The 24,258-nt window shown below is 71.0% G+C and carries 25 protein-coding genes and 1 tRNA gene; 8 read left to right on the top strand and 18 right to left on the bottom strand.

Going from position 1 to position 24,258, the window contains the following annotated elements:
* Positions 1-117 precede the first annotated feature (117 nt).
* Positions 118-1,530, top strand: coding sequence for a S8 family peptidase (locus tag J2S58_RS15725; RefSeq protein ID WP_205256497.1), 1,413 nt, complete (start codon positions 118-120; stop codon positions 1,528-1,530).
* 4 nt (positions 1,531-1,534) lie between these two features.
* Here J2S58_RS15725 and J2S58_RS15720 read toward each other — a convergent pair whose 3' ends face one another.
* Entirely contained in the window at positions 1,535-1,936 is a 402-nt protein-coding gene (locus J2S58_RS15720; protein ID WP_205256498.1) for a VOC family protein, read from the bottom strand.
* A gap of 185 nt (positions 1,937-2,121) precedes the next feature.
* Between J2S58_RS15720 and J2S58_RS15715 the strand changes: the two genes are divergently transcribed.
* The 4 genes from J2S58_RS15715 to J2S58_RS15700 are packed head-to-tail and all read left to right on the top strand — an operon-like array spanning position 2,122 to position 5,536.
* Complete coding sequence (locus J2S58_RS15715) at positions 2,122-2,631, top strand: hypothetical protein (RefSeq protein ID WP_205256499.1); 510 nt, start codon at positions 2,122-2,124, stop codon at positions 2,629-2,631.
* Positions 2,616-3,548: a tRNA glutamyl-Q(34) synthetase GluQRS gene (gluQRS, locus tag J2S58_RS15710; RefSeq protein WP_344469935.1), complete on the top strand. Its 933-nt coding sequence runs from the start codon at positions 2,616-2,618 to the stop codon at positions 3,546-3,548. The genes J2S58_RS15715 and gluQRS overlap by 16 nt, the downstream gene beginning before the upstream one ends.
* 51 nt (positions 3,549-3,599) lie before the next feature.
* Positions 3,600-4,307 carry a queuosine precursor transporter gene (locus J2S58_RS15705; RefSeq protein ID WP_306828845.1) on the top strand — a complete coding sequence of 236 codons (708 nt, stop codon included), beginning with the start codon at positions 3,600-3,602 and terminating at the stop codon, positions 4,305-4,307.
* The gene (locus J2S58_RS15700; RefSeq protein ID WP_205256500.1) at positions 4,304-5,536 is read left to right on the top strand and encodes an MFS transporter; all 1,233 of its coding nucleotides are present in this window, start codon (positions 4,304-4,306) and stop codon (positions 5,534-5,536) included. The genes J2S58_RS15705 and J2S58_RS15700 overlap by 4 nt, the downstream gene beginning before the upstream one ends.
* Before the next feature lies 1 nt (position 5,537).
* On the opposite strand, the gene tgt is transcribed toward J2S58_RS15700, so the two are convergent.
* From tgt to J2S58_RS15675, 5 genes are all read right to left on the bottom strand, one after another.
* The gene (gene tgt, locus J2S58_RS15695; protein WP_205256501.1) at positions 5,538-6,800 is read right to left on the bottom strand and encodes a tRNA guanosine(34) transglycosylase Tgt; all 1,263 of its coding nucleotides are present in this window, start codon (positions 6,798-6,800) and stop codon (positions 5,538-5,540) included.
* 80 nt (positions 6,801-6,880) lie between these two features.
* Complete coding sequence (locus J2S58_RS15690; RefSeq protein WP_205256502.1) at positions 6,881-7,315, bottom strand: VOC family protein; 435 nt, start codon at positions 7,313-7,315, stop codon at positions 6,881-6,883.
* A gap of 58 nt (positions 7,316-7,373) precedes the next feature.
* Positions 7,374-7,496, bottom strand: coding sequence for a hypothetical protein (locus J2S58_RS15685; RefSeq protein WP_275889358.1), 123 nt, complete (start codon positions 7,494-7,496; stop codon positions 7,374-7,376).
* The gene (locus tag J2S58_RS15680; RefSeq protein WP_205256503.1) at positions 7,493-8,455 is read right to left on the bottom strand and encodes a pseudouridine synthase; all 963 of its coding nucleotides are present in this window, start codon (positions 8,453-8,455) and stop codon (positions 7,493-7,495) included. The genes J2S58_RS15685 and J2S58_RS15680 overlap by 4 nt, the downstream gene beginning before the upstream one ends.
* The gene (locus tag J2S58_RS15675; RefSeq protein ID WP_205256504.1) at positions 8,445-9,425 is read right to left on the bottom strand and encodes a sigma-70 family RNA polymerase sigma factor; all 981 of its coding nucleotides are present in this window, start codon (positions 9,423-9,425) and stop codon (positions 8,445-8,447) included. Before J2S58_RS15675 ends, J2S58_RS15680 begins: the two co-directional genes overlap by 11 nt.
* 245 nt (positions 9,426-9,670) lie before the next feature.
* On the opposite strand from J2S58_RS15675, the gene J2S58_RS15670 reads away from it, so the two are divergent.
* On the top strand, positions 9,671-10,816 hold the full coding sequence (locus tag J2S58_RS15670; protein WP_205256505.1) for an ABC transporter substrate-binding protein: 1,146 nt from the start codon (positions 9,671-9,673) through the stop codon (positions 10,814-10,816).
* Here the strand turns inward: J2S58_RS15670 and J2S58_RS15665 are convergent.
* Positions 10,806-11,153, bottom strand: coding sequence for a hypothetical protein (locus J2S58_RS15665; protein WP_205256506.1), 348 nt, complete (start codon positions 11,151-11,153; stop codon positions 10,806-10,808). The genes J2S58_RS15670 and J2S58_RS15665 overlap by 11 nt on opposite strands.
* 164 nt (positions 11,154-11,317) lie before the next feature.
* Here J2S58_RS15665 and J2S58_RS15660 point away from each other — a divergent pair, with 164 nt between their 5' ends.
* On the top strand, positions 11,318-12,073 hold the full coding sequence (locus J2S58_RS15660) for an SDR family NAD(P)-dependent oxidoreductase (RefSeq protein ID WP_205256507.1): 756 nt from the start codon (positions 11,318-11,320) through the stop codon (positions 12,071-12,073).
* A 118-nt stretch (positions 12,074-12,191) separates the two neighbouring features.
* Here J2S58_RS15660 and J2S58_RS15655 read toward each other — a convergent pair whose 3' ends face one another.
* Positions 12,192-12,407: a hypothetical protein gene (locus J2S58_RS15655; RefSeq protein WP_205256508.1), complete on the bottom strand. Its 216-nt coding sequence runs from the start codon at positions 12,405-12,407 to the stop codon at positions 12,192-12,194.
* A 303-nt stretch (positions 12,408-12,710) separates the two neighbouring features.
* Here J2S58_RS15655 and J2S58_RS15650 point away from each other — a divergent pair, with 303 nt between their 5' ends.
* A complete protein-coding gene (locus J2S58_RS15650) occupies positions 12,711-13,706 on the top strand; it encodes a LacI family DNA-binding transcriptional regulator (protein WP_205256509.1) in 996 nt (331 codons plus the stop codon).
* A 16-nt stretch (positions 13,707-13,722) separates the two neighbouring features.
* Here the strand turns inward: J2S58_RS15650 and J2S58_RS15645 are convergent, their stop codons facing one another.
* The 10 genes from J2S58_RS15645 to J2S58_RS15600 all read right to left on the bottom strand — a co-directional run bounded on the left by J2S58_RS15645 (position 13,723) and on the right by J2S58_RS15600 (position 24,218).
* The gene (locus J2S58_RS15645; protein ID WP_205256510.1) at positions 13,723-14,544 is read right to left on the bottom strand and encodes an ATP-binding cassette domain-containing protein; all 822 of its coding nucleotides are present in this window, start codon (positions 14,542-14,544) and stop codon (positions 13,723-13,725) included.
* A complete protein-coding gene (locus J2S58_RS15640; protein WP_205256511.1) occupies positions 14,534-15,442 on the bottom strand; it encodes an ABC transporter ATP-binding protein in 909 nt (302 codons plus the stop codon). Before J2S58_RS15640 ends, J2S58_RS15645 begins: the two co-directional genes overlap by 11 nt.
* On the bottom strand, positions 15,439-16,392 hold the full coding sequence (locus J2S58_RS15635) for an ABC transporter permease (RefSeq protein ID WP_205256512.1): 954 nt from the start codon (positions 16,390-16,392) through the stop codon (positions 15,439-15,441). Before J2S58_RS15635 ends, J2S58_RS15640 begins: the two co-directional genes overlap by 4 nt.
* A 9-nt stretch (positions 16,393-16,401) precedes the next feature.
* Positions 16,402-17,319 (bottom strand): ABC transporter permease, encoded by a 918-nt coding sequence (locus J2S58_RS15630; protein ID WP_205256513.1) that lies wholly within the window; start codon positions 17,317-17,319, stop codon positions 16,402-16,404.
* A 54-nt stretch (positions 17,320-17,373) separates the two neighbouring features.
* A complete protein-coding gene (locus J2S58_RS15625) occupies positions 17,374-18,915 on the bottom strand; it encodes an ABC transporter substrate-binding protein (protein ID WP_205256514.1) in 1,542 nt (513 codons plus the stop codon).
* A gap of 49 nt (positions 18,916-18,964) precedes the next feature.
* Entirely contained in the window at positions 18,965-20,023 is a 1,059-nt protein-coding gene (locus tag J2S58_RS15620) for a D-2-hydroxyacid dehydrogenase (protein ID WP_205256515.1), read from the bottom strand.
* Positions 20,020-22,035 carry an alpha-amylase family protein gene (locus tag J2S58_RS15615; protein WP_205256516.1) on the bottom strand — a complete coding sequence of 672 codons (2,016 nt, stop codon included), beginning with the start codon at positions 22,033-22,035 and terminating at the stop codon, positions 20,020-20,022. The genes J2S58_RS15620 and J2S58_RS15615 overlap by 4 nt, the downstream gene beginning before the upstream one ends.
* A 77-nt stretch (positions 22,036-22,112) precedes the next feature.
* Entirely contained in the window at positions 22,113-23,021 is a 909-nt protein-coding gene (locus J2S58_RS15610) for an NAD(P)-dependent oxidoreductase (RefSeq protein ID WP_338093210.1), read from the bottom strand.
* A 507-nt stretch (positions 23,022-23,528) separates the two neighbouring features.
* A tRNA-Ser gene (locus J2S58_RS15605) sits at positions 23,529-23,618 on the bottom strand.
* Positions 23,619-23,672: 54 nt separating this feature from the next.
* The gene (locus J2S58_RS15600; protein WP_205256518.1) at positions 23,673-24,218 is read right to left on the bottom strand and encodes a TetR/AcrR family transcriptional regulator; all 546 of its coding nucleotides are present in this window, start codon (positions 24,216-24,218) and stop codon (positions 23,673-23,675) included.
* Positions 24,219-24,258: the final 40 nt, after the last annotated feature.

Raw genomic sequence — 24,258 nt, 5'->3', positions numbered from 1 at the left:
CCCGGACCCGGCAGGAAACTGCCGTCGCCCCGCGGGACGAGCGGCGATAGGGTGCCGCCACCCGCCTGTCGGGAGCACCGAGCTGACGGGGCACCGAGACAGAACGAAGGACCCGCCGTGAGCCTGGACTCCACCGACACCCCGGGCGTGCCGTTCCCGGACCTGGGCCACACCCGTCGGGCCGTGCCGGGTGATGCCGACACCGCACCCGGCCCCGCCACCCGCCGGCAGACCGCCCTGCTGGGTTCGTCGTCCGCCGCGCAGGCCGCCCTCCGCCGGCAGATCGATCTGGTCCAGGAGCGACGCCGGCGTCGGGGACTGGACCACGAGGAGCCGGGGGACGCGATCGCCTTCGAGATCGTGGACCGCGGGCGGGCCGAGCCCCTGCTGGTGGTCAACGAACTGCTCATGCTGGCCGCCGACGTCGACGGGTCCTACCGCGGGTTCCGCCGCGGCCCGGTGGACGACCTGCTGGCCGACCACGGACTGTCCGCCACCCCGGTCCCCGAGCTCGACGGGCGGATCGTGCGGCTGCAGCGGACGCCCGAGCCGCTGCCCGTGGACACCCTGCGCGAGGTGGCCGCCCGGCTGCGCGCGCTGGGGTACCCGGCGTCGCTGACCACGGTGACCCCGCTGGGCCCGATCCTCAAGGGCGAGGGCGCGGCGGAACCGGCCGAAGGGCTGCCGTTCCCGGGCGACGTGGGTGTGTGGAGCCCCGCGATGGCGGTGGCCGTCATCGACTCGGGGGTCACCGCGATCCCCCGCACCGACGGCTGGTTGACCGGTCTGGCCACCGGGACCAACACCGACCCGCTGGACGCGTTCCCGTTGGACGCCCCGGACGGTTACCTGGACTTCGGCGCCGGCCACGGCACCTTCGTGGCCGGCATCGTGCAGCAGATCGCCCCGTCCGCCGACATCCGCGTGCTGCGCGCGGTGGACAGCGACGGGATCGGTTCGGAGGTGACGGTGGCCGTCGCCATGCTGCGGGCGGCCGCCGACGGTGCCCGGATCCTCAACCTCTCCCTGGGCTCGGAGACCGAGGACGACCAGCCGCCGCCGGCGCTCCGGGTGGCGCTGGACCTGCTGGCCGAGCGTCACCCCGACGTGCTGGTGGTGGCCGCGGCGGGCAACAGCGACTCCACCCACCCGTGCTGGCCGGCGGCGTTCCGGGACGTCGTCGCCGTCGGCGCACTGGGGGTGGACCGGCGGCGCGCCCCGTACTCCAACCACGGCCACTGGGTGGACTGCGCGACCGTCGGCAGCGGGGTGCTGTCGACCTACGTGGAGGGCACGGAGAACCCGCAGCTGTCCCCCGCGGTCGACCCGTCGCCCGACACCTACGGGCCCGACCCGTGGGCCACGTGGACCGGGACGTCGTTCGCCGCCCCGCAGATCGTCGGCGCGCTCGCCCGGCTGCTGGGCGCCGATCCCACGCTCACCCCGAGAGCGGCCCTGCGCGAGGTGCTCTCCCGCGGCGTCCCGGTCCCCGGGCTGGGTGTGGCCGTGGAGATCCTGCCCGGCAGCTGATCCGTCACCAGGCAGCGCCTGGCCGGTGGGTACCGACCGACCACTGGTGACCCTCCGGGTCCAGGACCTCGAACCGATGGTTGCCCCACTCCGTCGTCTCCGGGGGGATCAGCACCGTGGCGCCGGCCCGCTCGACCCGGGCGAACAGCTCGTCGACGGCGGCGTCGTCGTCCAGCGTGAGGACGGGAGCGCGGCTGGTCGACGTGCCCACCAGCGGGGCCGGGGCGTGCCCGTCGGCCGCCTGCACCATCACCACGGCGTCGCCGAGCCGCAGCTCGGCGTGGGCCACGCTGCCGTCCTCCGCGCCGAACCGGGCGACGACCTCGAAGCCGAACGCCTCGACGAGCCACCGGACCGCTGCGGCGGGGTCCCGGTACAGGGTGAACAGGGACAGGGTCACGGGCATGTCGATCCTCCTGGTCTGCCGGTCGCCCAGCCTGGCACGGGGGCGGCCCCGGCGCAGGTCCCGGGGATGTATCACCGGGGGCCGCCGCACCTCCGTCCGGTCGTGAGGGTGCGCCACGCCCCACCCGGAAGCCGCCCCGGGCGGGCCGGTCGCGCAGAATGGCAGTCCGACGGGAGGTGGAGGAGATGACGGAGCACCAGGACGACGGCCAGGACGGTTCGGCCGGTCGGGATGCCGCCGACGCCGCGCTGCTGGCCGAGATCGCCGCCGCGGCCCGGGAGGCCCAGGACGTCCCGGAGCGCTACCGCCGATCGGCGCAGGCCGCCTTCACCTGGCGCACCGTCGACGCGGAGCTCGCCGAGCTGACCGCCGCGACGCTGGCCCTGACCTACGACTCGGCCCTGGACGATCCGGCCCTCGTGCGCACCACCTCCGTGGACGAACCCCGGCAGCTGACCTTCGCCTCACCATCGCTCACGCTGGACGTCGAGGTCGAGGCGGACGTGCTCCGCGGCCAGCTGATCCCCGCCGCGGCGGGGACGGCCACCGTCGAGTTCGGGTCGGGCTTCGCCGTGGAGGTGCAGTCCGACGAGGAGGGCATGTTCAGCCTGGACCGGCCGCGCGACGCCGGGCCGGTCCGCATCCGCTGCCGGGTCGGCGATCTCACCGTGGCCACGCCCTGGATGCCGTTCTGACGCTTCCGGCCCCGGGCGCCGGGCGGTTCGCGCCCAGCCCGTCGGGCGATCTGCACGTCGGCAACCTGCGGACGGCCCTGCTCGCCTGGCTGTTCGCCCGGTCGACCGGCCGGGCCTTCCTGCTGCGGGTGGAGGATCTGGACCGGGTCGCCGCGGGCGCCGAGGAGCGTCAGCTGAGCGACCTGGCCGCTCTCGGCCTGGACTGGGACCCACCGGTGGTCCGGCAGTCGGCGCGGACCGACCGGTACGACGCCGCGGTGGACGCGTTGTCCGCCGACGGGTTCGCCTATCCGTGCTTCTGCACCCGGCGGGAGATCCGGGAGGCGGCCTCGGCCCCCCAGGTGGTGGGGGACGCCGCGCCCGCCGCGGACCTGGCCTACCCGGGGACCTGCCGATCGCTCACGCCCGCGGACATCGCCGACCGGGTCGCGGCGGGACGCCGGCCGGCCTGGCGGCTCCGGGCCGCCCGGGAGACCTGGACGGTGGCCGACCTGCTGCACGGCTCGTTCACCGGCCGGGTGGACGACGTGGTGCTCCGCCGCAACGACGGGCTCGCCGCCTACAACCTGGCGGTGGTCGTCGACGACGCGGCCCAGGGCGTCGACCAGGTGGTGCGCGGCGACGACCTGCTCACCTCAGCCCCGCGGCAGGCCTACCTGGGCCACCTGCTCGGGCTGCCGCCCGTCACCTACGCCCACGTGCCCCTGGCCCTGAACGGCGACGGCCGGCGGCTGGCCAAGCGGGACGGCGCCGTGACGCTCGCCGACCTGGCCGCCCGGGGCCGGAACGCCGAGCAGGTGCTGGCCGTCATCGCCGCGTCCGTCGGCCTGACCGGGACCCCGCAGGACATGCTCGACGGCTTCGATCCGGCCGCCCTGCCCGCCGGGCCGTGGATCGTCGACCCCGCCCTGCTGTGACCCTCGCGGTCGGGTGCGGAGGAGTGCCCGCCGAGGGGGTTGGATGACCCGGTGACAACTCCCGACACCGCCGCCCCCGGCCCCGCCTTCGCCCGCATCGGGTCCAGCTCGTTCGCGGTGCTGATGGCCGCCTTCTGCTCGCTGCTGCTCATCTCCAACATCGCCGCCACCAAGGGCATCGCCTTCGGCTCGATCATCACCGACGGCGGCGCCTTCGTCTTTCCGCTCACCTACGTCATCGGTGACGTCATCGCCGAGGTCTACGGCCTCAAGGCGATGCGCCGCACCATCCTGGTCGGCTTCGTCATGGCGGTGATCGCCTCGGTGACCTTCTACCTGGTGCAGATCTCCCCGGCGGTGGACGGCTACCCGAATCAGGCCGCGTTCGAGGCGGTGCTGGGCTTCGTCCCGCGCATCGTGCTGGCCAGCGTCTGCGGGTACCTGATCGGCCAGTTCCTCAACGCCGTGGTGCTGGTGAAGATCAAGGAGCGCACCAAGGAGAAGCACCTCTGGGCGCGGCTGATCGGTTCGACCGTGGTCGGCGAGTTCGGCGACACCCTGGTGTTCTGCGCGATCGCCGCGGGGGTCATCGGCATCGTCACCACCGGCGACTTCATCAGCTACGTGGTGGTCGGCTTCGTCTACAAGTGCCTGCTCGAGGTCATCCTGCTGCCGGTCACCTACCGGGTGATCGCGCTGGTCAAGCGGCGGGAGCCGAGCTACGCGCAGGCGCTCGCCGGGACGGCCGCGCGCGGGTGACGAACCGGGAACGCCTCGCCCCGGCGGCCTTCCCGGTCCTGCTGCTCGTCGCGGTGCTGCTCTTCGCGTCGAACCTGCGGGGACCGGTGGTCTCCGTCTCGGCGGTGACCGGCCCGATCAGCGGCGACCTGGCCCTGAGCGGGGCGGCACTCGGCCTGCTGACCAGCCTGCCGGTGCTGTGCTTCGGACTGCTGGCCCCGGCGGCCTCCGCCGCCATCGGTCGCCTGGGCCTGGACCGGTCCGTCCTGCTGGCCCTGGCCCTGCTCGCGGCCGGGCTGGGCGTGCGGTCCTCCGGTGGGTACGTCACCGCGCTCATCGGGACGGCGCTCATCGGCGCGGGCATCACGGTCGGCAACGTGGCCACCCCGGTCATCATCGGCCGGGACTTCCGCGGCCAGGTCGCCATGGTGACCGGTGCCTACACGGCGATCATGAACGTCGGCTCGATGGCCGCGCTGATCCTCTCCCCCGGGCTGACGGCCACGTTCGGTTGGCGCATCGCGCTGGCCGCGTGGCTCGTGCCCGCCGTGCTCGCGGCCGTGCTGTGGACGTTCCTGCTGGTGCGCCGCCGTACCCGACCGGCGGCCGTCGAACGAACGGTCCGGCCGGGACCCGCCGGGGAACCGGCGCCGCCCGCACCCCCGACGGCACCGCTGTGGCGCCGGCCGCTGACCTGGTTGCTCACCCTGGCCTTCGCCGCCCAGGCGTTCTCCTACTACGGGCTGACCGCCTGGCTGCCCAAGCTGCTGGCCGACACCCGCGGCCTGTCCGAAGGTTCGGCCGGGCTCGCGTCGTCGCTGTTCCAGGTGTTCGCCATCGTCGGTGCGTTCGGGATGCCGGTGATCATCAACCGGCGTGGCCCGCTGCCCGGGATGATCGCGCTGGGCTTCTTCTGGCTGTCGGTACCCCTGGGACTGCTCTTCGCGCCCGGCCTGTTCCCGCTGTGGGCGAGCTTCGGCGGCATCGCGCAGGGGTCCGCGTTCACCCTCGTCTTCACGGTGGTGGTGGTGCGCACCAGCACCCAGCGGGAGAACCGGCGTCTGTCGTCCATCGTGCAGACCTTCGGGTACGTGCTCGCCGCCACCGGTCCGTCGGTGATCGGTGGCCTGCACGACGCCACCGGCGGCTGGACGGTCCCGCTCCTGGGCCTGACGGCCTCGCTGGCCGTGCTCATCACCGCCGGCGTCATCGCCTGCCGGGGGATCGGTCCGCAGAAGGCCCGGTCCTGACCTACCTCCGCCGGTAGTACCGCCCGAGCACCTCCGTGCGCAGGGCGTCGAAGGTGTTGTCCTCGATGGACGCGCGGATGCGGTCGACGAGCCGGACGATGAAGTGCTCGTTGTGCAGCGTGGCCAGCGTGCTGGAGAGCATCTCCTTGGCCTTGAACAGGTGGTGCAGGTAGGCCCGGGTGTAGTGGGTGCACGTGTAGCAATCGCACTCGTCGTCCAGCGGGCCCATCACGCGACGGTTGGCCGCGGTGACCAGGTTGTAGCGGCCGTCGGCGGAGTAGATGGTGCCGTTGCGGGCGACCCGGGACGGCGAGACGCAGTCGAAGGTGTCCGCGCCGTTCTCGATGGCGGTGAACAGGTCGTCGGGTTCGCTGATGCCGAGCAGGTGCCGCGGCATGGTCTCCGGCATCTCCTCGCAGCACCAGCCGACGATGGTGCCGAGCTGCGCCTTCTCCAGCGCCCCGCCGATGCCGAAGCCGTCGAAGCCCAGCGGCACCAGATCGCGGACGGCCTGCCGGCGCAGGTCCTCGTACTGGGCGCCCTGGATGACGGCGAACAGCTGCTGGTAGGGCCGGTGGCTGCGCTGCTCGGTCTGCGCGCGGTGCTCGGCGACGCAGCGCACGGCCCAGTCCTGGGTGCGACGGACGGCCTGGGCCTGGTAGTCACGGGTGTTCATCAGGGTGGTGCACTCGTCGAACGCGAAGATGATGTCGGCGCCCAGCTCGTGCTGGATGCGCATGGAGACCTCCGGCGTGAAGCGGTGCTTCGACCCGTCGAGGTGCGACTTGAAGGTGACGCCGTCGTCGTCGATGTTCGCGAGCCGCTGCTTGCCGGGCGCGATGACGTCGTCGGACTCCAGCCCGGTGACGTCCATGGCCAGGATCTTCTTGAACCCGGCGCCGAGCGAGAGCACCTGGAACCCGCCGCTGTCGGTGTACGTCGGGCCGGGCCAGTTCATGAACGCACCGAGGCCGCCGTGAGCGTCGATGAGGTCAGAACCGGGCTGCAGGTACAGGTGGTAGGCGTTGGCCAGCACGGCCTGGGCGCCGAGCTCCGCCACCGATTCCGGGAGGGCGGATTTGACGGTGGCCTTGGTGCCGACGGGGATGAACGCGGGTGTGTTGATCGGCCCGTGCGGGGTGTGCAGGGTGCCGGTGCGCCCGAGTCGGCCGCCGGAGAGCCGGTGGCCGACGGTGAACCCGGTGGTGGGCTGGGTGCTGCCGGTCGAGGACGGGCCGGCGTCGGTCGGGGATGGGGCGGTCACCGCCCCATCCCATCAGACCGGGAGACGCCGCCGCCCCCGCTGCCGGGACGGCAACGGGGGCGGGGTGGGGCGCAGCTGACTCAGAGCGCGGCGGCGAGCTCCAGATTCACGCCGTCGGGATCCTGGAACGACAGGATGGCCATTCCCGCCTCGGTCAGGTCGGTGACCTCACCGTGCTCGATGCCCAGCTCGTCCAGACCCGCGGCGGCGGCGACCAGGGCATCCCGGGAGTCGACGACGAAGCTGACGTGGTCCAGCCCGGTCCGGTCCGGGTCGAACGCGTCACCGGCAGCAGCGACCGGGCGCAGGCCGAAGAGAGCCCCACTGGGGGTCTGGTAGACGGTGCCGCCGTAGAAGTCCTGCTGGGACTGCTTGATCCCGGGCTCGTCGATGCGGTCGGAACTGTCGACGGCGGTGGGCCAGCCGAACACGCTGTCGTAGAACGCCTTGGAGCGGGCGATGTCGGTCACGGTGATGCGGACATGGGCGTACCCAGTGCTGGAGATGATGGCCATGACCGCCAGCGTAACCCTGACGAAACAGGAGGAACCGGACGGGGCGACGTCGCCCGACTCAGCCCAGCAGGACGAGTTCGACGGTGGGGACCGCGTCGCCGGTCAGGTGGAGCCGGCCGTCGGCCAGGGTCCACTCCATCTCGCCGACGACCGGGGCGTGGGCGGTGTGCTCGCCGGTCACCCGGTGGCCTGCGCCCAGCAGCTCAGCGTGAGTGCGCTGGTGAATTCCCGCGGCCGGCCGCTGATTGGGTCGGTGAACGACACCGACTTGGCCAGCAACTGCAGGGGCGTGGAGTAGTCGTAGGGCGGGACGTCGTCGAAGCGCGGGTAGAAGTGGTCGTTGCGGATGCCCAGGCCGAGCGAGGCCATGTGCAGGCGGAGCTGGTGGATCTTCCCGGTGGCCGGATGCAGCCCGTAGAGGGCGTCGTCGCCGCGGACGTCGAGCAGCTCGATGTGCGTCTCGGCGTTGGGTTCGCCGAACACCTCGTCGGCGGTGGGAGTGCCGCGTTCCTTGACGATCCGGCTGCGCACGGTGCGCGGGAAGGCCAGCTCCGGGTCGTGCCGGGCGACGGCCTCGTAGTACTTGGTGACCTTCCGATGGGCGAACATCTGTTGGTACGCACCACGTTCGGCGGGGCGCAGCGAGAACATCAGCACCCCGGCGGTGACCCGGTCCAGGCGGTGCAGCGGGCTCAGGTCGGGCAGATCGAGGTCGCGCCGCAGCCGGACGAGCGCGGACTCGACGATGTAGAACCCGCGCGGCATGGTGGCCAGGAAGTGCGGCTTGTCGATGACGAGCAGGCTGTCGTCCCGGTGCAGGATGCCGATCTCGAACGGCACCCGCTGCTCGGGTGCCGGGTCGCGGTAGAGGAAGACGAACGCGTCCGGCACGAACGGGGTGTCCGCGGCGATAACCGTGCCGTCCTGCGCGAGAACCTCGCCGGTGGCGACTTTCTCGCGAACGCGTACCTCGTCGTCCGGGAACCGCTGGCACAGGTACTCCAGCGTGGTCGCCCAGTGCCCGCTCTCCGGCAGGCGGATACGGCTGGGGTTCAGGCCGTCACGGACGGGCAGGGGCGAGCGCACCCGTCGACGGTATCGGTCCTCCTCCCCCGCGTCGGCCTCGTCCTCAGTCACCATCGGGATTCGCGGGCAGCCCGAAGAGCGGCCACAGCCCGGTGTCGAGGAACGAGCTGATACCGGCGATCCGGCCCTCGCGGACGTCCAGCACGTGCAGGGCCCACGGCTCGTGCCGCCCGTCCGGGCCGCTCGGCCGGTACTGGGCGAAGGCGGGCTGCCCGTTCGCGACGGTCGGCAGGATGCGCGACCCGCGGCACTCCCCGCCGGGGCCGAGCATCCAGGCGACGACGTCGTCGCGCCCCTGCAGCCACATCGCGAACGGCGGCATGTTCTGCGTCGCGTCCTCCTGCAGCAGCTCGAGGAACGCCTCCATGTCGTAGTCCTCGAACGCGGTCACGTACCGGCGCAGGAGATCCTGCTGGCGGGCGTCGAGAGGGTCGTGCGCCTCGGCGGCCGAGGCCGGCCGCTCGGCCAGGGTGGCGTGAGCGCGCTGCAGGGCGCTGTTCACCGAGGCGACGGTGGTCTCCAGCAGCTCCGCGACCTCGGCGGCGCGGAAGTTCAGCACGTCGCGGAGGATGAGCACGACCCGCTGCCGGGCCGGCAGGTACTGCAGGGCGGCGACGAACGCGAGCCGGATGGACTCCTTGCCGACGGCGGCGTCGGCCGGGTCGACGGGGCGGATGACGGAGTCGACCATCGGTTCGAGCCACGTGTCCTCGGCGTGCCGGGCGGCCAGCGAGGCCTCGACCGGCTGCCAGGAGGTGTCGGAGAGGTCCATCGGTCGGGCACGCCGCTTCTTGCTGTTCAGCGAGTCCAGGCAGACGTTGGTGGCGACCTTGTAGAGCCAGGTGCGCAGCGACGAGCGCCCCTCGAAGCGGTCCAGCGCGCGGTAGGCGCGGATCATCGTCTCCTGCACGGCGTCCTCGGCATCGAACGCGGAGCCGAGCATCCGGTAGCAGTACCCGGTCAGTTCGGGCCGGTGGACGTCCAGGGTCAGGGCCGGTCCGGGTTCGATGACGGTGGTCGTCATGCCACTCCCTCTGCTGACTGTGTCGGTCGGGCTGGTCGGGCCGAGTGCTGGCCGGTCGACCGGTCGAGGTGCCACCCCAGACTGCGGGGTGGGGACAGACTAGGGAACCCCTCCGACAGTGGCGATGGGATGACGGATCGGGAATCGGCGCGGGCGGGGACCCGCGTGCGTGAGCGCCGCGACCACCGCCGTCCACCGCCGCGCCTGGGAGTTAGGGCACCCTTACTCCCTGCTACCGTCTGTGCGTGATCGCCCGCCGACCCCGCCCCGCCCGTCCGCCCTCCGGCCCGCTGGCCTGCCTGGTGGTCGGCGTCCTGCTGACGTCCTGCTCCGCCGGGTCCCCTGCCGCGACCTCGCCGGCCGCCACCTCTCCGACCGCCGCGGTCAGCTCCCCCGTCGCCGGGGACACGGGTTCCGCGGTGACCGGCTCGGCCACCTCGCCGTCCGTCACCTCGCCGTCCGCCACGTCGCCGTCCGCCGCCTCGACGCCCGCCACCGCTGCACCGCGCACCCTTCCGGCCGGGATCGGCTCGGGGGCCGCTGACGGGGTGTTCCCCCGGACGGTCGTGCACTTCGGCGGGACGACGGTGATCCCGGCCCGGCCACAGCGGGTGGTGGTGATGGGCACCGGGCAGTTGGACGGTCTGCTGTTGCTGGGGGTGGTTCCGGTCGGTTCGGCGAAGGCCGCGAAGGCGGAGCTGGTGCCGCCGTACCTGGCGCAGGCGTACCCGGAGCTGCAGCCGGATCTGGCCGCGATGGCCGACGTGGGGTTGCGGCTGGAGCCGAACCTGGAGGCAGTCGCGGCGGTCGGGCCGGACCTGATCCTGTCGAACTCGGCGGCCGCGGAGGGCATCTACGACCAGTTGTCGCAGATCGCGCCGACGGTGTTGGCCGAAGGCACGGGGGTGAACTGGAAGCAGGACTTCCCGCTCATCGCCGATGCCGTCGGGGCCACCGAGCAGGCGCAGGCCGAGTTGGATGCCTACCACCAGCGGGCCGTCGACTTCGGCGCCCGGTTCGAGGGGGCGGCGCCGACGGTGTCGCTGGTGCGGTTCACCAGCGATCAGACCCGGGTGTTCGGGGTGGCGTCCTTCGCCGGGGGCATCGCACAGGATGCCGGGCTGACCCGGCCCGAGGCGCAGCAGTTCGCCGGCACCTCGCAGGACGTGGCCGACGAGCAGATCGAGGTGGCCGACGCGGACTGGATCTTCGCCGGTGCCCAGCCGGGAACGGATCTCGCCGCGGAGACCGCCGCCCCGTTGTGGGGCACGTTGGCCGCGGTCGCCGCCGGACACGTGGTGACGGTGGACGACGACCCCTGGTACCTCAACGCGGGGCCGACGGCGGCGAACGAGGTGCTGGAGCAGCTGATCTCGACGCTCAGCAACTGACCGGGGCGCGGTCGAACGGCTCCATCGCGGTGCGTTCCCGTTCGTCCCGGAACGCCAGGCCCGCGCGGCGGGTGATCAGGATGGTCGCCATCCACAGGGCGATGGTCGCCGTCCACCCGATGTCCGGGTGCAGCAGCCACAGGCCGGCGAGCATCGCCAGCTGACCCGGCATCTCCAGCAGGACGAACGACGGCGGCATCGGGTCGGCCGGCCACGGGTGCACCGGGCGAGCGGTCGGGTTCGCCGCGGTCCGCCCGAGCTCGACCACATGGCCGAACACCTGCAGCCACCCCCCAGCCACCAGGAGCGCCCACGCCCATCCGTGCGCGTCGATCATGACCGCAGTATGCGGCGCAGCCCGCCTGCCGGCAGGTCGCAGAAGTGAATCTGCCGACAGGGTCGGAGGGACGCCGGCCGCCTGACCGGGCGCTTCGCTCCCGCACGCGCCACCCGGGGGCGCCGGCGCTGGGCAGCCCGGTGCGCCCGTCCTACCCTCGGGGCATGGCTCTCTACGACGTGTCCGACCGTTCCGCAGTGGTGACCGGGGCCGGTTCCGGCATCGGCCGGGCAGTGGCGATGACCCTCGCGGCGAGCGGCGCGGCGGTGCTCGTCGCCGATCTGGCCGCGGAGTCGGCCGAGTCGGTGGCCGCGGAGATCGTTGCTGCCGGCGGGACGGCGCGGGCGTTCACGGTGGACGTCACCGACGCCTCGGCCGTGCAGGCGATGGTGGCTGCGGCGGGCGAGTTGGGTCCGCTGCGCATCGCGGTGAACAACGCCGGCATCGGCGGACCGGCCGCGACCGTGGCCGATTACCCGACCGGCGGCTGGGACGCGGTGATCGGGGTGAACCTGACGTCGGTGTTCACCTGCCTGCAGGCGGAGATCCCGGCGATCATCGCGGCCGGCGGCGGCGCTGTGGTGAACGTGGCGTCGATCTTGGGCAGTGTCGGCTTCGCCCAGTCCGCGGCGTACGTGTCGGCCAAGCACGGCGTGCTCGGGCTGACCAAGAACGCGGCACTGGAGTACGCGTCGGCCGGGGTACGGGTGAACTCGGTGGGCCCGGGCTTCATCGCCACCCCGCTGGTCGAGGCGCACATGGACGCCGAAACCCTGGCCTACCTGGCCGGCAAGCACCCGCTGGGTCGCCTGGGCACGTCGGACGAGGTGGCCGCCCTGGTCGCGTTCCTGGTCAGCGACGCCGCGTCATTCATCACCGGCAGCTACCACCTGGTGGACGGCGGCTACACGGCTCAGTGACCGTCGTCCCGGCTCCGCGGGGTCTGCGGCCAGCTTGTCAGACGGGTTGGCCGGCGACCTTGCGGAGTGCGCGGTTGTGGCGCGAGATCGGGATAAGCCCGCACGCCCACAACGCCCCTCACAGCTGGGTGCGCTTGGCCCGCTGCCGGTTGATGTCGACGAGCAGGACTACCCCCAATCCGAGGAACACGACCGCCGCCGCCAGCTGCCACCAGGCCGAACTGCCGAGCACGTACAGCAGGATCCACAGGACGCCGATGGCCAGGTTTGCCACGGCCATCGCGGTCAGCCGCTTCTCCTCGTTCTCGGAGTAGCGCGGGGGCTTGGTGGTCATCAGGTCCTCTCGTGGTCCGGCCTACGGCGAACATCACTGTCCACGATGACCGTGGGCCAACCCCCGTGGAGTGCCACCGACCACAACACCGTTGCACCGCCCGAACCGAGCCACGTTGCAGGCTCCCGAGGGGCGTGAGTGCGCCCGCGCCCAGCCTGATGCGGATCATCCCCTGCCTGCGGTATACCGATCTACTAGGGTGAATCCACCGCAGCCGACCGGTGACTGACGGGCACAGCGGCGGGAGGGTCGACGGTGGACGAGGAACGCGGACGGCCCGCGAAGCGACCGACCATCGCGGACGTGGCGGCACTGGCCGGGGTGTCGCGCGCGGCGGTGTCCAAGGTGTTCAACGATTCCGGCCGGATCTCCGAACCCACCGCGCTGCGCATCCGTGATGCCGCTGCGAAGTTGCACTGGACACCGAGCAGCACCGCGGTGGCACTCCGCAAGACCCGCACGCAGACGGTCGGTCTCGTCCTGAACCGTCCGGGCGAGCTGGAGGTCGGCGCGACGAGCTCCCTGTTGATCTCCGGGGTCGAGTCGGTGCTCACCCCGCGCGGCTACGGCCTGCTGATGTACCTGGTCGACCGTGGTCTTGACGAGGAGGCGCGGACCTATCAGCGACTCTCGGACAACCGTCGGGTGGACGGCGTGATCCTCACCGACAGCCGGGTCGGTGACAACCGTTTCTCCCTCACCCGATCCCTCGGCCTGCCCGCCGTGCTCATCGGCACGCCCTGGGAGAACGACGTGATCCCCCACGTGGACTCGGACCCGCCGGGAGCCGGTGTGGACGACTCGGTCCGACACCTCGTCGAGCTCGGTCACCGGCGGATCGCCTATGTGGGCGGACCTGTCGACCGCGTGCAGGCGGTCCTGCGACGGATCACCTTCGAGGAGAGCATGTCCGCCGCCGGCCTGGTGCCGACGGCCACGGTCGCGACGGACTACTCGCCTGCTTCCGCGGCCGCGCACACCGCAGCGCTCCTGCGCCGCGAGGTGCGCCCCACCGGCATCCTCTACGGATCCGACACCATGGCGATCGGCGGCATGCAGGCGGCCCGGGAGGCGGGGTACTCGGTGCCGCAGGACCTCTCGATCGTGGGATTCGACGGGCTGCCCCTCGGAGTCTGGGTCGATCCCGCCCTCACCACGGTCCAGCGCGACGCCGTTCAACGGGGACGCATTGTCGCCATGCGGATGCTCGATCTGCTGGGCGAGTCGCTCGAGGAACCGCCGCTGCTCAGCCGGCCGTACCTGGTGGTCCGCGGCTCCACCGCCGCCGCGCCGGAGTGACCCGCCGCGGGTGGTTCTAGCGGCCGGGCACCGGATCCCCGAGACCGGGTGAGGCCGCCAGTAGTGTTCGGGTGTAGTCGTCCTGGGGATCGGCATACACCTGGTCGGTGGGCCCCACCTCGACGAACGACCCGTGGTACATGACCGCAACACGATCGGCGATCAACCGGACGAGTGCGAGATCGTGCGAGATGAAGACGTAGGCCAGATCCAGCCGTTCCTGCAGCTTCATCAGCAGGGTGATCACCTGGGCCTGGATGGAGACGTCCAACGCGGATACCGGCTCGTCGAGGATGAGGATGTCGGGTTCGAGCGCCAGAGCCCGGGCGATGGCCACCCGCTGACGCTGGCCCCCGGACAGCCTTTGCGGGTACAGGTCGGCGTAGGAGGCGGGCAGGCCGACCTGGTCCAGCAACTCGGCCACCCGAGCCGGTTGCGCGGCGCGCGGGACGACGTCGCGGTGGACGCTCCACGGCTCGCAGATGAGTTGCCGCACGGTCTGTCTCGGGTGAAGCGAGGCGTAAGGGTCCTGGAAGATCATCTGGAAGTGTCGACGCCGGGGGGCCAACTGGGAACGCGAGAGCCCGACCAGATCCTCCCCGCGGAAGAGCACCTCGCCGGCATCCGGCTCGATGAGCCGCAGGACGGTGCGGGCGAGGGTGGACTTCCCGGATCCGGACTCCCCCACGACGGCCAGGCACCCCCCGGCACGAACGGTGAAGCTGACGTCGTCGACCGCCCGCACGGGCGTCCGTCCGCGACCCCGTGCTGCCGGGAACGTCTTGACCAGGTGACGCACTTCGAGCAGCGGATGGTCGACGGGGAGCTCAGGAGTCATGGGCCACTTCCTTGTCGAGAACCGAACGGCTGAGGGTGATCTCGAGCAGCTGCGCTTCCAGATCGGGTTCCGTCGCGAAGTCCGTGGGGATGGGCGTCAGGTCGCGCCAGGTCCGGGCCCGGGCGGGGTGCGCGGCGAGCAGTGCCTGCGTGTAGGGGTGGCGGGGATCGCGGAAGACGTCCTCGGTGACCCCCTGCTCGACGATCCGGCCCTGGTACATCACCAACACGCGTCGGGCAACCAGCCGGGCCACGGCCAGGTCGTGAGTGACGAAGATGAGGGCCATGCCGCGCTCGTCCTGCAGCCGGCGCAGGAGCCGGAGGATGCCGGCCTGGACGGTCACGTCCAGTGCGGTGGTGGGCTCGTCGGCGATGAGGAGACGGGGGTTCAGGGCGATGGCCATCGCGATGCAGATCCGCTGCCGCATCCCACCCGAGAACTGGTGAGGGTAGTCGTCGATCCGGTTCTCCGGGTCGACGATTCCGACCTGCGTCATGAGCTCGAGGGCCCGGGTCCGGGCCTGCCTGCGGGGCAGACCTGTTCGCACTCGGAGGATTTCGGTCAGTTGGGAGCCCACGCTGAAGACCGGGTTCAGGCTGTCCAGGGAGTCCTGGAAGACCATCGCCATGCCGGTGCCCCGCATCTTGCGGAGATCGGACTCGCTGCGCCCGACGACATCGGTGCCGTCGAATCGAATGGACCCCCGCACCTCCCCCGGCGCATCGACCAGGCCGAGCAGTGCTCGGTTGGTGACGGTCTTGCCGGAGCCGCTCTCCCCGACGATGGCCAGCGAGTCGCCGGCATCCAGGGTGAAGCTGACGCCCCGCACGGCGGCGACCGGTCCGCTAACGGTGTGGAAGTCGATCTCCAGGTCGCCCACGTGGAGGAGGGGGCTCACGACGCCGCCCTCCCCTGGCGGCGCCTGCGCAGGAACTGGCCGTGCTGCGCCGGGTCCTCCACCGCGCGGAGCCAGTTCGACAGGATGTTCGCCGCCAGCGCCGTGAGGACGATGACCAGGCCGGGCAGGACGGTCACCCACCAGGCCGAGCTGAGGTAGGCCTTGCCGTCGGAGACCATCATCCCCCAGTCGACATCGGGGCGTTGCAGACCGATGCCGAGGAAGCTGAGGCTCGCCGCGGCCAGGATGACGGTGGCCACCTCCAGCATCGCCAGCGTCCGGATCGTGGGCGCCACCATCGGCGCGAGGTCACGACGGATGATCCGCCAACTGGACGCCCCGATGGCCCGGCTGGATTCGACGAACACCCGTTCCCGGAGTTCGAGGGCCTGGGCCCGGCTGGTGCGGAGGTAGACCGGGATCCGGGTCACCGCCAGGACAGCGATGAGATTGAACACGCTGGGCTGCAGGACGTACAGCACGGCGAGGGCCAGGAGCAGGGACGGGACGGTGTGCATGATGTCGGCGATACGCATGAGCACGTTGTCCACCCACCCCCCGAAGAAGCCGGACACCAACCCGATCGCGAAGCCGGCCATCGCCGACAGACCCACTGAGAACACCGCGACGATCAACGAGGTCCGGGCGCCCACGATGATCTGGAGCAGGATCGGCCGACCGAGACTGTCCGCGCCGAGGACGAAGGCCGGCCCATTGTCGGTGCGGAACGGCTGCGCGAACCGCAGGGAGAGATCCTGCAGGTTGGCCTGGCCGGTGACGAAGAACGGCACGATCACCGCCACCAGGACGAGCAGGACCAGCCACCCCACGCTGATCAGCACCAGCGGTGACCGCACCAGGAGGCGCAGCCGGGGGAACTGCCTGGCTCGGCGGACCGGTGGCGGGCCGGCGTCCGTCGGTCCGGCCGGAGCGGCCGTGGAGAGGGTCATGGCTTCCTTTCAGCTGATCCGGACGCGGGGATCGGCGATCGCGTAGATCAGGTCCACCACGATGTTGAGCAGCACGACCGCGATGCCGACGACGAAGACACTGGCCTGGATGACGGCGAAGTCCCGGTTGAGCACCGCACCGACGATCAGGGTGCCGATCCCGGGGAACGCGAACACGGTGCCCACGATGATTGCGCCGTTGACCATGCCGGCGGCCTTGTCGCCGGCCACCGAGATGATGGGCAGTGCGGCGTTGCGCAGGGCGTGCCGATAGGTCAGTCGTGCGGGGGCGAACCCGCGCGCGCGAGCGTTCTGCACGTACCCGGAGGTCAGCGATTCGATCATGGCCCCACGGACGACCTGGGTGAGGACGCCCACCGGGCTCAGCATCAGGGTGAGCACCGGCAGGATCCAGGCCGATGCGGTGGCGTCACCGGAGGTGGGCAGCATCCGGAGGTTGACCGCGAAGATCAGCACACCGACCAGGGCGAACCAGAAGTCGGGAATGCTCGCCGTGGTCAGCGAGGACAGGGTGATCAGTCGGTCGGCGGCGCGGAACCGGTGGGTCGCCGCGATGGACCCGAGGACGACGGCCACCACGATGGACAACCCGAGCGCCACCGCGGACAACTCGAGCGTCGGTCCCATGGCCGCGACGGCAGCCTGCAGGGCGGGCCGTTGCTGCCAGATCGATTCGCCGAAGTCCAGCTGCACCGCACCTTTCAGGAAGGTCAGGAACTGCACCCACAGGGGCTGATCGAAGCCGTACTGCCGGTTGAACTGGTCGTACCGTTCCTGGCTGGCGCCCTCCGGGAGGTACAGGCTGGCCGGGCTGCCGGTCAGCCGGGCCAGGAAGAAGACGATGACCAGGACGCCGAGCACCGTCACCACGCTCGAGAGAACGCGCCGCCGCAGGAAGGGGAGCATGGCATCTCCTTGGCCGGCGGCGCCCGCACCATCGGTGCGGGCGCCGCGGACGGGTCAGTTGTCGGTGGTGAAGTGCACGTCGGCGATGCGGAGTTCCACCCCGGACAGGCTGTTGGGCTGGTACTCGATGCCCTCGGCCAGCATCATCAGCTTGGACTGCGACGCGATCGGGATCATCGCGGCCACCTCCTGCTGCTCGAACGCATTGGCCTGCTGGTACAGCGCGGCCCGCTCCTCGCCCCCGGCGACATCCGCCCGGGCGAGCAGGTCGTCGATCTCCGGGCTGCGGATCGTGGAGTTCGTGCCGTCACTGGCCATGTACTTCGGAAAGGTGAAGCTGGCGTCACCGGAGACGTTGTCGTGCGAGATGGCCACGATGGTCGGGCGCTGGTCCGGGGGGAACGGCGCCCGCAGCAACTGCAGCCAGGCATCGGTGTCCAGGCTGACGATCTTGACGTTCAGGCCGACCTGCTGGAGGTTCTGGACGATCGCCTGGATGACCTCGTCGGCGCCGGGGAACAGGTCGGGTCGGGTGACCAGGTCAAACTCGGTGGTCACCGCGACCCCGTCCGCGGCGGCCTCGGCGATCAGGCTCTTGGCCTTCGCAGGGTCGAAGACGGGTGCGGTGTACCCGGGGACGAACCCGTTGACGGTCGAGGTGATGATCTGATCTGTGGGCGTTCCGGACCGCTCCATCAGGGCCTGCACGATGGTGTTCTTGTCGATGGCGTAGGCCACCGCCTGGCGAACCCGGATGTCGTCGAACGGCGCCCGATCGGTCTGGGTTCGCAGGAAGAACACGCGGTTGTCGTTGTACTCGCGGGTGCGGTCGTCATCGGTGGCGTCCTGCACGGCGATGGCGGAGGCGATGCTCGCCTCCCCCGTCCTGGCCATGCCGGCCCGGACCGAGGGCTCGGCGCGGAACAGGTACGTCACCGCGGTCGCCTCCGGCGCGTCACCCCAGTAGCTGTCGTTCCGCTTGAGCTGGATCGACTGGCCCTGGCTGCTGGAGACGAAGGAGAACGGACCGGTGCCGATCGGGGAGCTGGTCTTGCTGTCGGCCGGTGTGTTGGGCGAGCTGATGTCGGCGTAGCTGATGCGCAGCGGCAGGATCGGGTCGGGCTCGGGCGTGGTGACCTGCAACGTCGTGGCGTCCACCGCGGTCAAGGTCATCGTCTGCGGGAACTGGTCGAGGTTCTGGCAGTTCAGTTCCGGGTCCAGCAGCCTGGTGATGCTCGTCGCCGCCGCGGTTGCGTCGAACGGAGCGCCGTCCTGGAAGGTGACGCCCGACTTGAGGGTGAAGACCCAGGTGGTCGGGTCCTTCTGCTCCCATGACTCGGCCAGCAGCCCGACGACCGTGCCGTTCTCCGGGTCGATGCGGGTGAGCGACTCGGTGACGTTGCCCCGCACGACGATCGCATTGGTGGCGTCCTGGGTGTCACAGGGGTCCAGGGACACCGGTTCGACCGCGATCGCCACCGTGACGGGGCGGTCGGATCCGGTCGGTGCGCCGGCCGTTCCGCCCCCGCCCCCGCACGCGGTGGCCGAGACCACCACCACGGCCAGCCCTGCGGCGATCAATGACTTCCTTGTCATGGACTACTCCTGTCTGGCGGAACGGAGATCCGTCGTCGCCGGGGCTCGGTCAGCGGGCGGTGGTGACGGCGGTGTGGGTGAAGACGTCCTTCTCGGAGATCGCGTTCAGCATCGGCAGGCCGGCGCGGTAGCGGCGGGCGTTCTCGACGATCGTGTCGATGGACCGCTGGGTCTTGTCCGGCATGCGGGGCGTCGCGTGGGGTGTCAGCACGATGTTCGGCGCGTCCCACAGGGGCGAGTCGGCCGGCAACGGTTCGGTGGCGAAGACATCCAGTCCCGCGCCACCGATCTGGCCGGTCTGCAGGGCGACGAGCAAGGCGTCCTCGTCGATGACGGGGCCGCGGGCCATGTTGACGATCAGCGCCGTGGACTTCATCCGCTCGAACTGTGGGGCGGCGAAGAGATGGAAGGTGTCGTCGGTGAGCGGCGTGGCCAGCATGATCACGTCGGCCTCCTCGACCAGGGGGTCGATGCTGTCGTCCCGGTCCGCGCACAACAGGACGTCGACGTTCTCCGGGACCGGGGTGGTGCTCCGCCGGTACGCGATCACCCTCATGCCGAAGGCCCTGCCCAGGGCGGCCATCTCACGACCGGTGTGGCCGAGGCCGACCACCCCCAGCGTCTTGCCCCACAGCCCGACCTTGTCCACGTATCCCGGGATGCCCCGCCACACGTGCTGCGCCTGCATCTGGAACATGCGCTGCGCCTCGTAGGTCAGGGACAGCGCGAAGTAGAAGCCGTGCTGGGCCAGCGCCGGAGCCGACCGTCCGGCCGAACCGGTGACGAGCAGACCCCTGGCGAAGACATCGGGACGGGCCGACTTGTTCAGCCCGGCGTGGTCGCAGTGCACCCACCGCAGATGGGGTGCGACCACGAACCTGTCGTCGAGATCGCCCTCCAGGACAGCCACGTCGACCGTCTCGAGCGCTTCGGCGATGGCTTCGGTGTCGGTCGAGGCGCAGTGGATCAGGGTGGCCGGCGCGAACGCGGCCCGGAGCTGATCGAGCTCGTCCGGACGGTAGGGCACGGTGGCCAGCACCCGGGAGATGGTCCGCGGCGTCCCGTCCGTCGGTGCGCCGGCTGCAGTCGCGGTCGTGGTCGTGGTCATCGCTGTGCCCCTTCACCCTCTGCGTTCTGGATCTCGACGGCTTCGAATCGGTGGATGTCCGGGAGGTGGACGAGGACGTCGGCGCCGTCGACGGTCGTCGTGCACGGCTCTCCGGCGACGAGCGCGGTGGCTGACACCGGCGTCTCGGAGTCCGCCGCCCCTCGCAGCCGGAGGATTCCGCCACGAGTGACGACCGGCGGCCCGAAGCTCTTCCGGCGTGCGCCGGACAGGTTGATCAAGTGGACCAGGGTGGCCCCGGGCCGCTGCTGCAGGGTGATCTCGATGTGCTCCGGCAGGTGGGCGCTCACCGATTCGGCATCGCCGAGCAGGTCGCGCACCAGGCGCACCACGAAGTCGCGCAGGGAGGTCAGGCCGACCTCGTGATAGGAGCGACCGACCGTCCACGGGACGAGAACCACCCGGCCGTCACCGCTGTCGCTCGCCACGTAGCCCGGTTGGCCGTCCGACCGGTGACCGTGGGCCTTCTCCGGGGGTCCGTAGGGGGCGGGTGGGAGGAATACGAACCCGGACTCCACCGTTCCGCGAACCTCGATGCGGTGGTGAGCGCCCAACACGGGCGCCACCGGACTGAAGAAGTGGCGGCCGCCCTCGGGATCCCGGGACGACATATAGGTGGACTTGAGATCCAGGGCGTTCGTGACGCTGTCCACGATCCGCTCGGCGGGCATCCCGGCCAACTGCGCATGTCCGGCGGAATCGAAACCCGACGCCCCGGTCAGCAGCAACCGGCCGCCGGCCAGGGCGAACGCCTCCAGGACCGCGATCGTGGGGGAGTCGAGCTCACCGACATCGGGTAGCACCAGCACCGCGTAACGATCCAGGCCCCCCGTGCGGCCCATGTCCGTCACCGACTCCAGCGCGACCACGTCGAAGGGCAGGTGGCACTGCTGCAACGCCGCGTACAGGCCGCGGAACTCGGCGGTCGACGTCTCGTGCCGGCCTTCGATCTGGGACAACCGGTCCGGACGCACCAGCGCGAGGTGCGCGGCAGGCACCAGCCCGCGATAGCTGTCCGTGTTTTTCCGGTGGTACCGGATGATTTCGGACGCCACGTCCAGTGCGGCGTAGGGGATCTCGCCAGGCGCCCCCATGATGTAAGTCGACGGGTTCCCGCCCCGCGCGATGGTCTGGATCAGGTACTGCGCGAAGTGTTCGGGCTGCTCACCGGCCATCCGGTACGGCATGTCCACGAACGCCACGGAGTTGACCAGGACCGGGGTGCCCGGCCGGTGCGCCCGGAACGCGCTGACCGCCTCGCCGGTGGCGTGGTGCCACAGCTCCCGTCCCACCTGGTTGTTCGCCTCGTAGAACGTGACATCGGCCGAGCGGATCAGGCAGATGTCCGGGCGGCGGGCGTGCAGGTGCGCCCGGAACCGGGCGGCCAGATCCCGGATGACCCCGCCGGACCAGGCCTGCCAGAGGGCGTAGTCCTCGGACTCCGGGCCCGTCGGCAGGGGCCGGCCGCCGCTGAACTTCGCGAAACCGTGCTGGGAGGACGCCGACTGGGAGACGCCGCGGTAACTGCCGCTGTAGTCGATCTCGTTGAAGCCGAACCAGTTGAAGAAGAACCCGTCGACCGGGTAGCGGTCGAGGATCTCGTCCAGGATGTCGAAGACGCGTTCCTGGTAGTAGCCCGCACTCGGGCACACGCTGACCTGGCCGTTGATCACCTGCCACTCGCCGTCCGGACCGACGAAACACCACTCCGGATGCTGCTCGGCGATGGCCATGCTGACCTTGGAGAAATCCATCCGGGCCATCAGCTTCATGCCCCGGCGGTGCGCGGCGGCCACCGCGTCGCCCAGCAGGTCTCCGCCGTCCCGCGCAGCGAGGTAGGGATTGCGCGTCTGGAAGGGCAGGTCGGTCGGGTAGAAGGACAGGATCCCTCCGCCGTTCACCAGCCAGGCGTCGGCACCGAAGTCCTGGACGAAGTCCAGCACCCGCTCCTCGTCGAGATCCGCATCGACCTCCCGGAGGTTGGTCTGGAACATGCGGAAGGGGTCCTGCCACCACGTTGTTCTCGTTCGGGAAGGACTTTCCGGCGCGTGGGCCGTGGGCTGCACGATGGTCACAGGTGGGATCCGTTCGACGAGTGGCCGTTCAACTCGAGGGTCAGGTCGTACAGGGCGGAGTGGTCCAGTTCGCCCGCGCCGCGGGCGATGGTCGCCTGCACCAGTTGGCCGATCAGGCCGGCCAGCGGGAGGGCCACGCCGGCCCGTCGGGCCGCCTGGGCGGCGATGCCGAGATCCTTGTGGTGCAGGGCGAGCCGGAACCCGGGGGTGAAGTCGGCGTCCAGAAAAGCCCGCTTCTTGCGGTTCAGGACGGTGCTGCCGGCCAGACCGCCGGCCAGCACGGTGGTGGCGGACTCCAGGTCCACCTCGTGGGCTCGCAGAAAGACCAGTGCTTCCGCAAGGGACTGGAGGTGGGCGGCGACCATCATCTGGTTCGCCGCCTTGACCACCTGCCCGCTGCCGGGGCCGCCGACCAGCACGATCGTCGTTCCGATCGCCTGCAGGACGGGTGTCACCGAGGCCAGGGCGTCCGCCTCCCCGCCGACCATGATCGACAGCTCACCGGCGAGGGCGCCCGCCTCACCCCCGCTGACCGGGGCGTCCAGCACGGCGACGCCGGCCTCGGCCCCCGCTGCGTGCAGGGCCCGGGCGGTCGAAGGCTGGATGGTGCTCATGTCGACGAAGACGGCCTCCGGCCGCATCCCGGCGATGACTCCGTCCGGGCCGAGCGCGATGGCCTCGACGTCGGGAGTGTCCGGAAGCATCGTGATGACGACGTCGGCACCGTTGGCCACGCCGCCGGCGTTGTCGGCGAGTTCCAGGCCTGCCGCCGCGGCACGCTTGCGGTTCTTCGACCCGCGGCTGAACCCCACGACGCGATGCCCTGCCCCGGCCAGCCGGGTGGCCATGGGCAGGCCCATGACCCCCAAGCCGACGAATCCGATCGACGCCATCGTCCGTGTCACTCCGTCATCGTTGTCGGAAGTAAAGGTGTACCGATTTCCTGATCGTCCAGCTGCTTCGCTGTCTGGCTGGTCGTGGTGGGAGTATTTCGATATACCAAGGCCGATGTCAAGCCCCGTGGTACTCCCCTCCGGCTCGGTGGGCGGGCCAGCCGAGGACGCCCAGAGGGGGTCAGGGGCGGTCTGAAGCAGGCGCGCAGCAGCGTGACCTTCCGGCGACCCTGGCGCGGCCGGCCCCGTCAGCAAGGGCTGGGCCGATCACGGCGGCTTCGCTCGACCGCCCCAGCCGGGCTCGGCCGCTTTCACCCGGAGCACTCGAGACCTGGCGAGAACCGGGGCGGACGAGAGGACTGACGACGCATGCCTGACAGGTTCGCGGAGGTGAGAGGCGCCGAGGGTCAGGTGATCAACAGGGACACTTCGCCTGGGCGAGAGTTTGCGTCCATACCCCTGGGCAACGCAGAACGCCGGGACCCTCTGATGAGGACTCCCGGCGTTCGTGCTGCTCAGTGGCGGTAGCGGTGGGATTTGAACCCACGGAGGAGTCTCCCCCTCACACGCTTTCGAGGCGTGCTCCTTAGGCCGCTCGGACACGCTACCGGGCGGAAGCTTACTCGATCCGAAGAGCCCGCCAGCACCACCGGCGGCCCCCGCTCAGCCCGCTGTGGACTGCCCGACGAGCTTCTCCACGAGCCGCACGATGCCGTCGATGTCGCCCACGCCGAGGCCGGCGTCGGGCAGGGCTGTGGAGGCGGCGTTGTAGTACAGGCCGTCGCCGATGAGCATCACGGTGCGGGCGACGTCCTCGTCGTGGACGACCTCCATCAGGGTGTCGAACCACCGCCGCTGCACCCAGACCAGCCCTTCCCGGGCCACCGCGTGCGAGCGGAGTCGGGTGGCGGCGACGAGGGTGCGGTCGAACGGGGTGTCGGCGAGCGCGGAGGTCCGCAGGAAGTAGCCGACCTGCCCCTCGGGCGCGACCTTCATCAGCTCGAGGTCTTCCTCGCACCGCACCCGGAGCCGCTGGTCCAGGCCCTCGACCAGCGCGTCCTTGGAGTTGAAGTGGTAGATCAGCCCGCCCTTGGACACCCCGGCCTGTGCGGCGATGGCCTCCATGGTCGCGGCCCGCTCCCCCTTCTCCACGAGCAGGTGCTCGAACGCGTCGAGCACCTTGTCCCGGGCGAGGGGCGGGGGCGGCATGCGGTCACCGTACCGGCCGGTAGGCGCCGGACCTGCGCGT

The organism is Nakamurella flavida (assembly GCF_030811475.1).
Taxonomy (GTDB): domain Bacteria; phylum Actinomycetota; class Actinomycetes; order Mycobacteriales; family Nakamurellaceae; genus Nakamurella; species Nakamurella flavida.
Note: the sequence above shows the minus strand (reverse complement) of the source record. Positions and strands in the feature narration are given on the sequence as shown.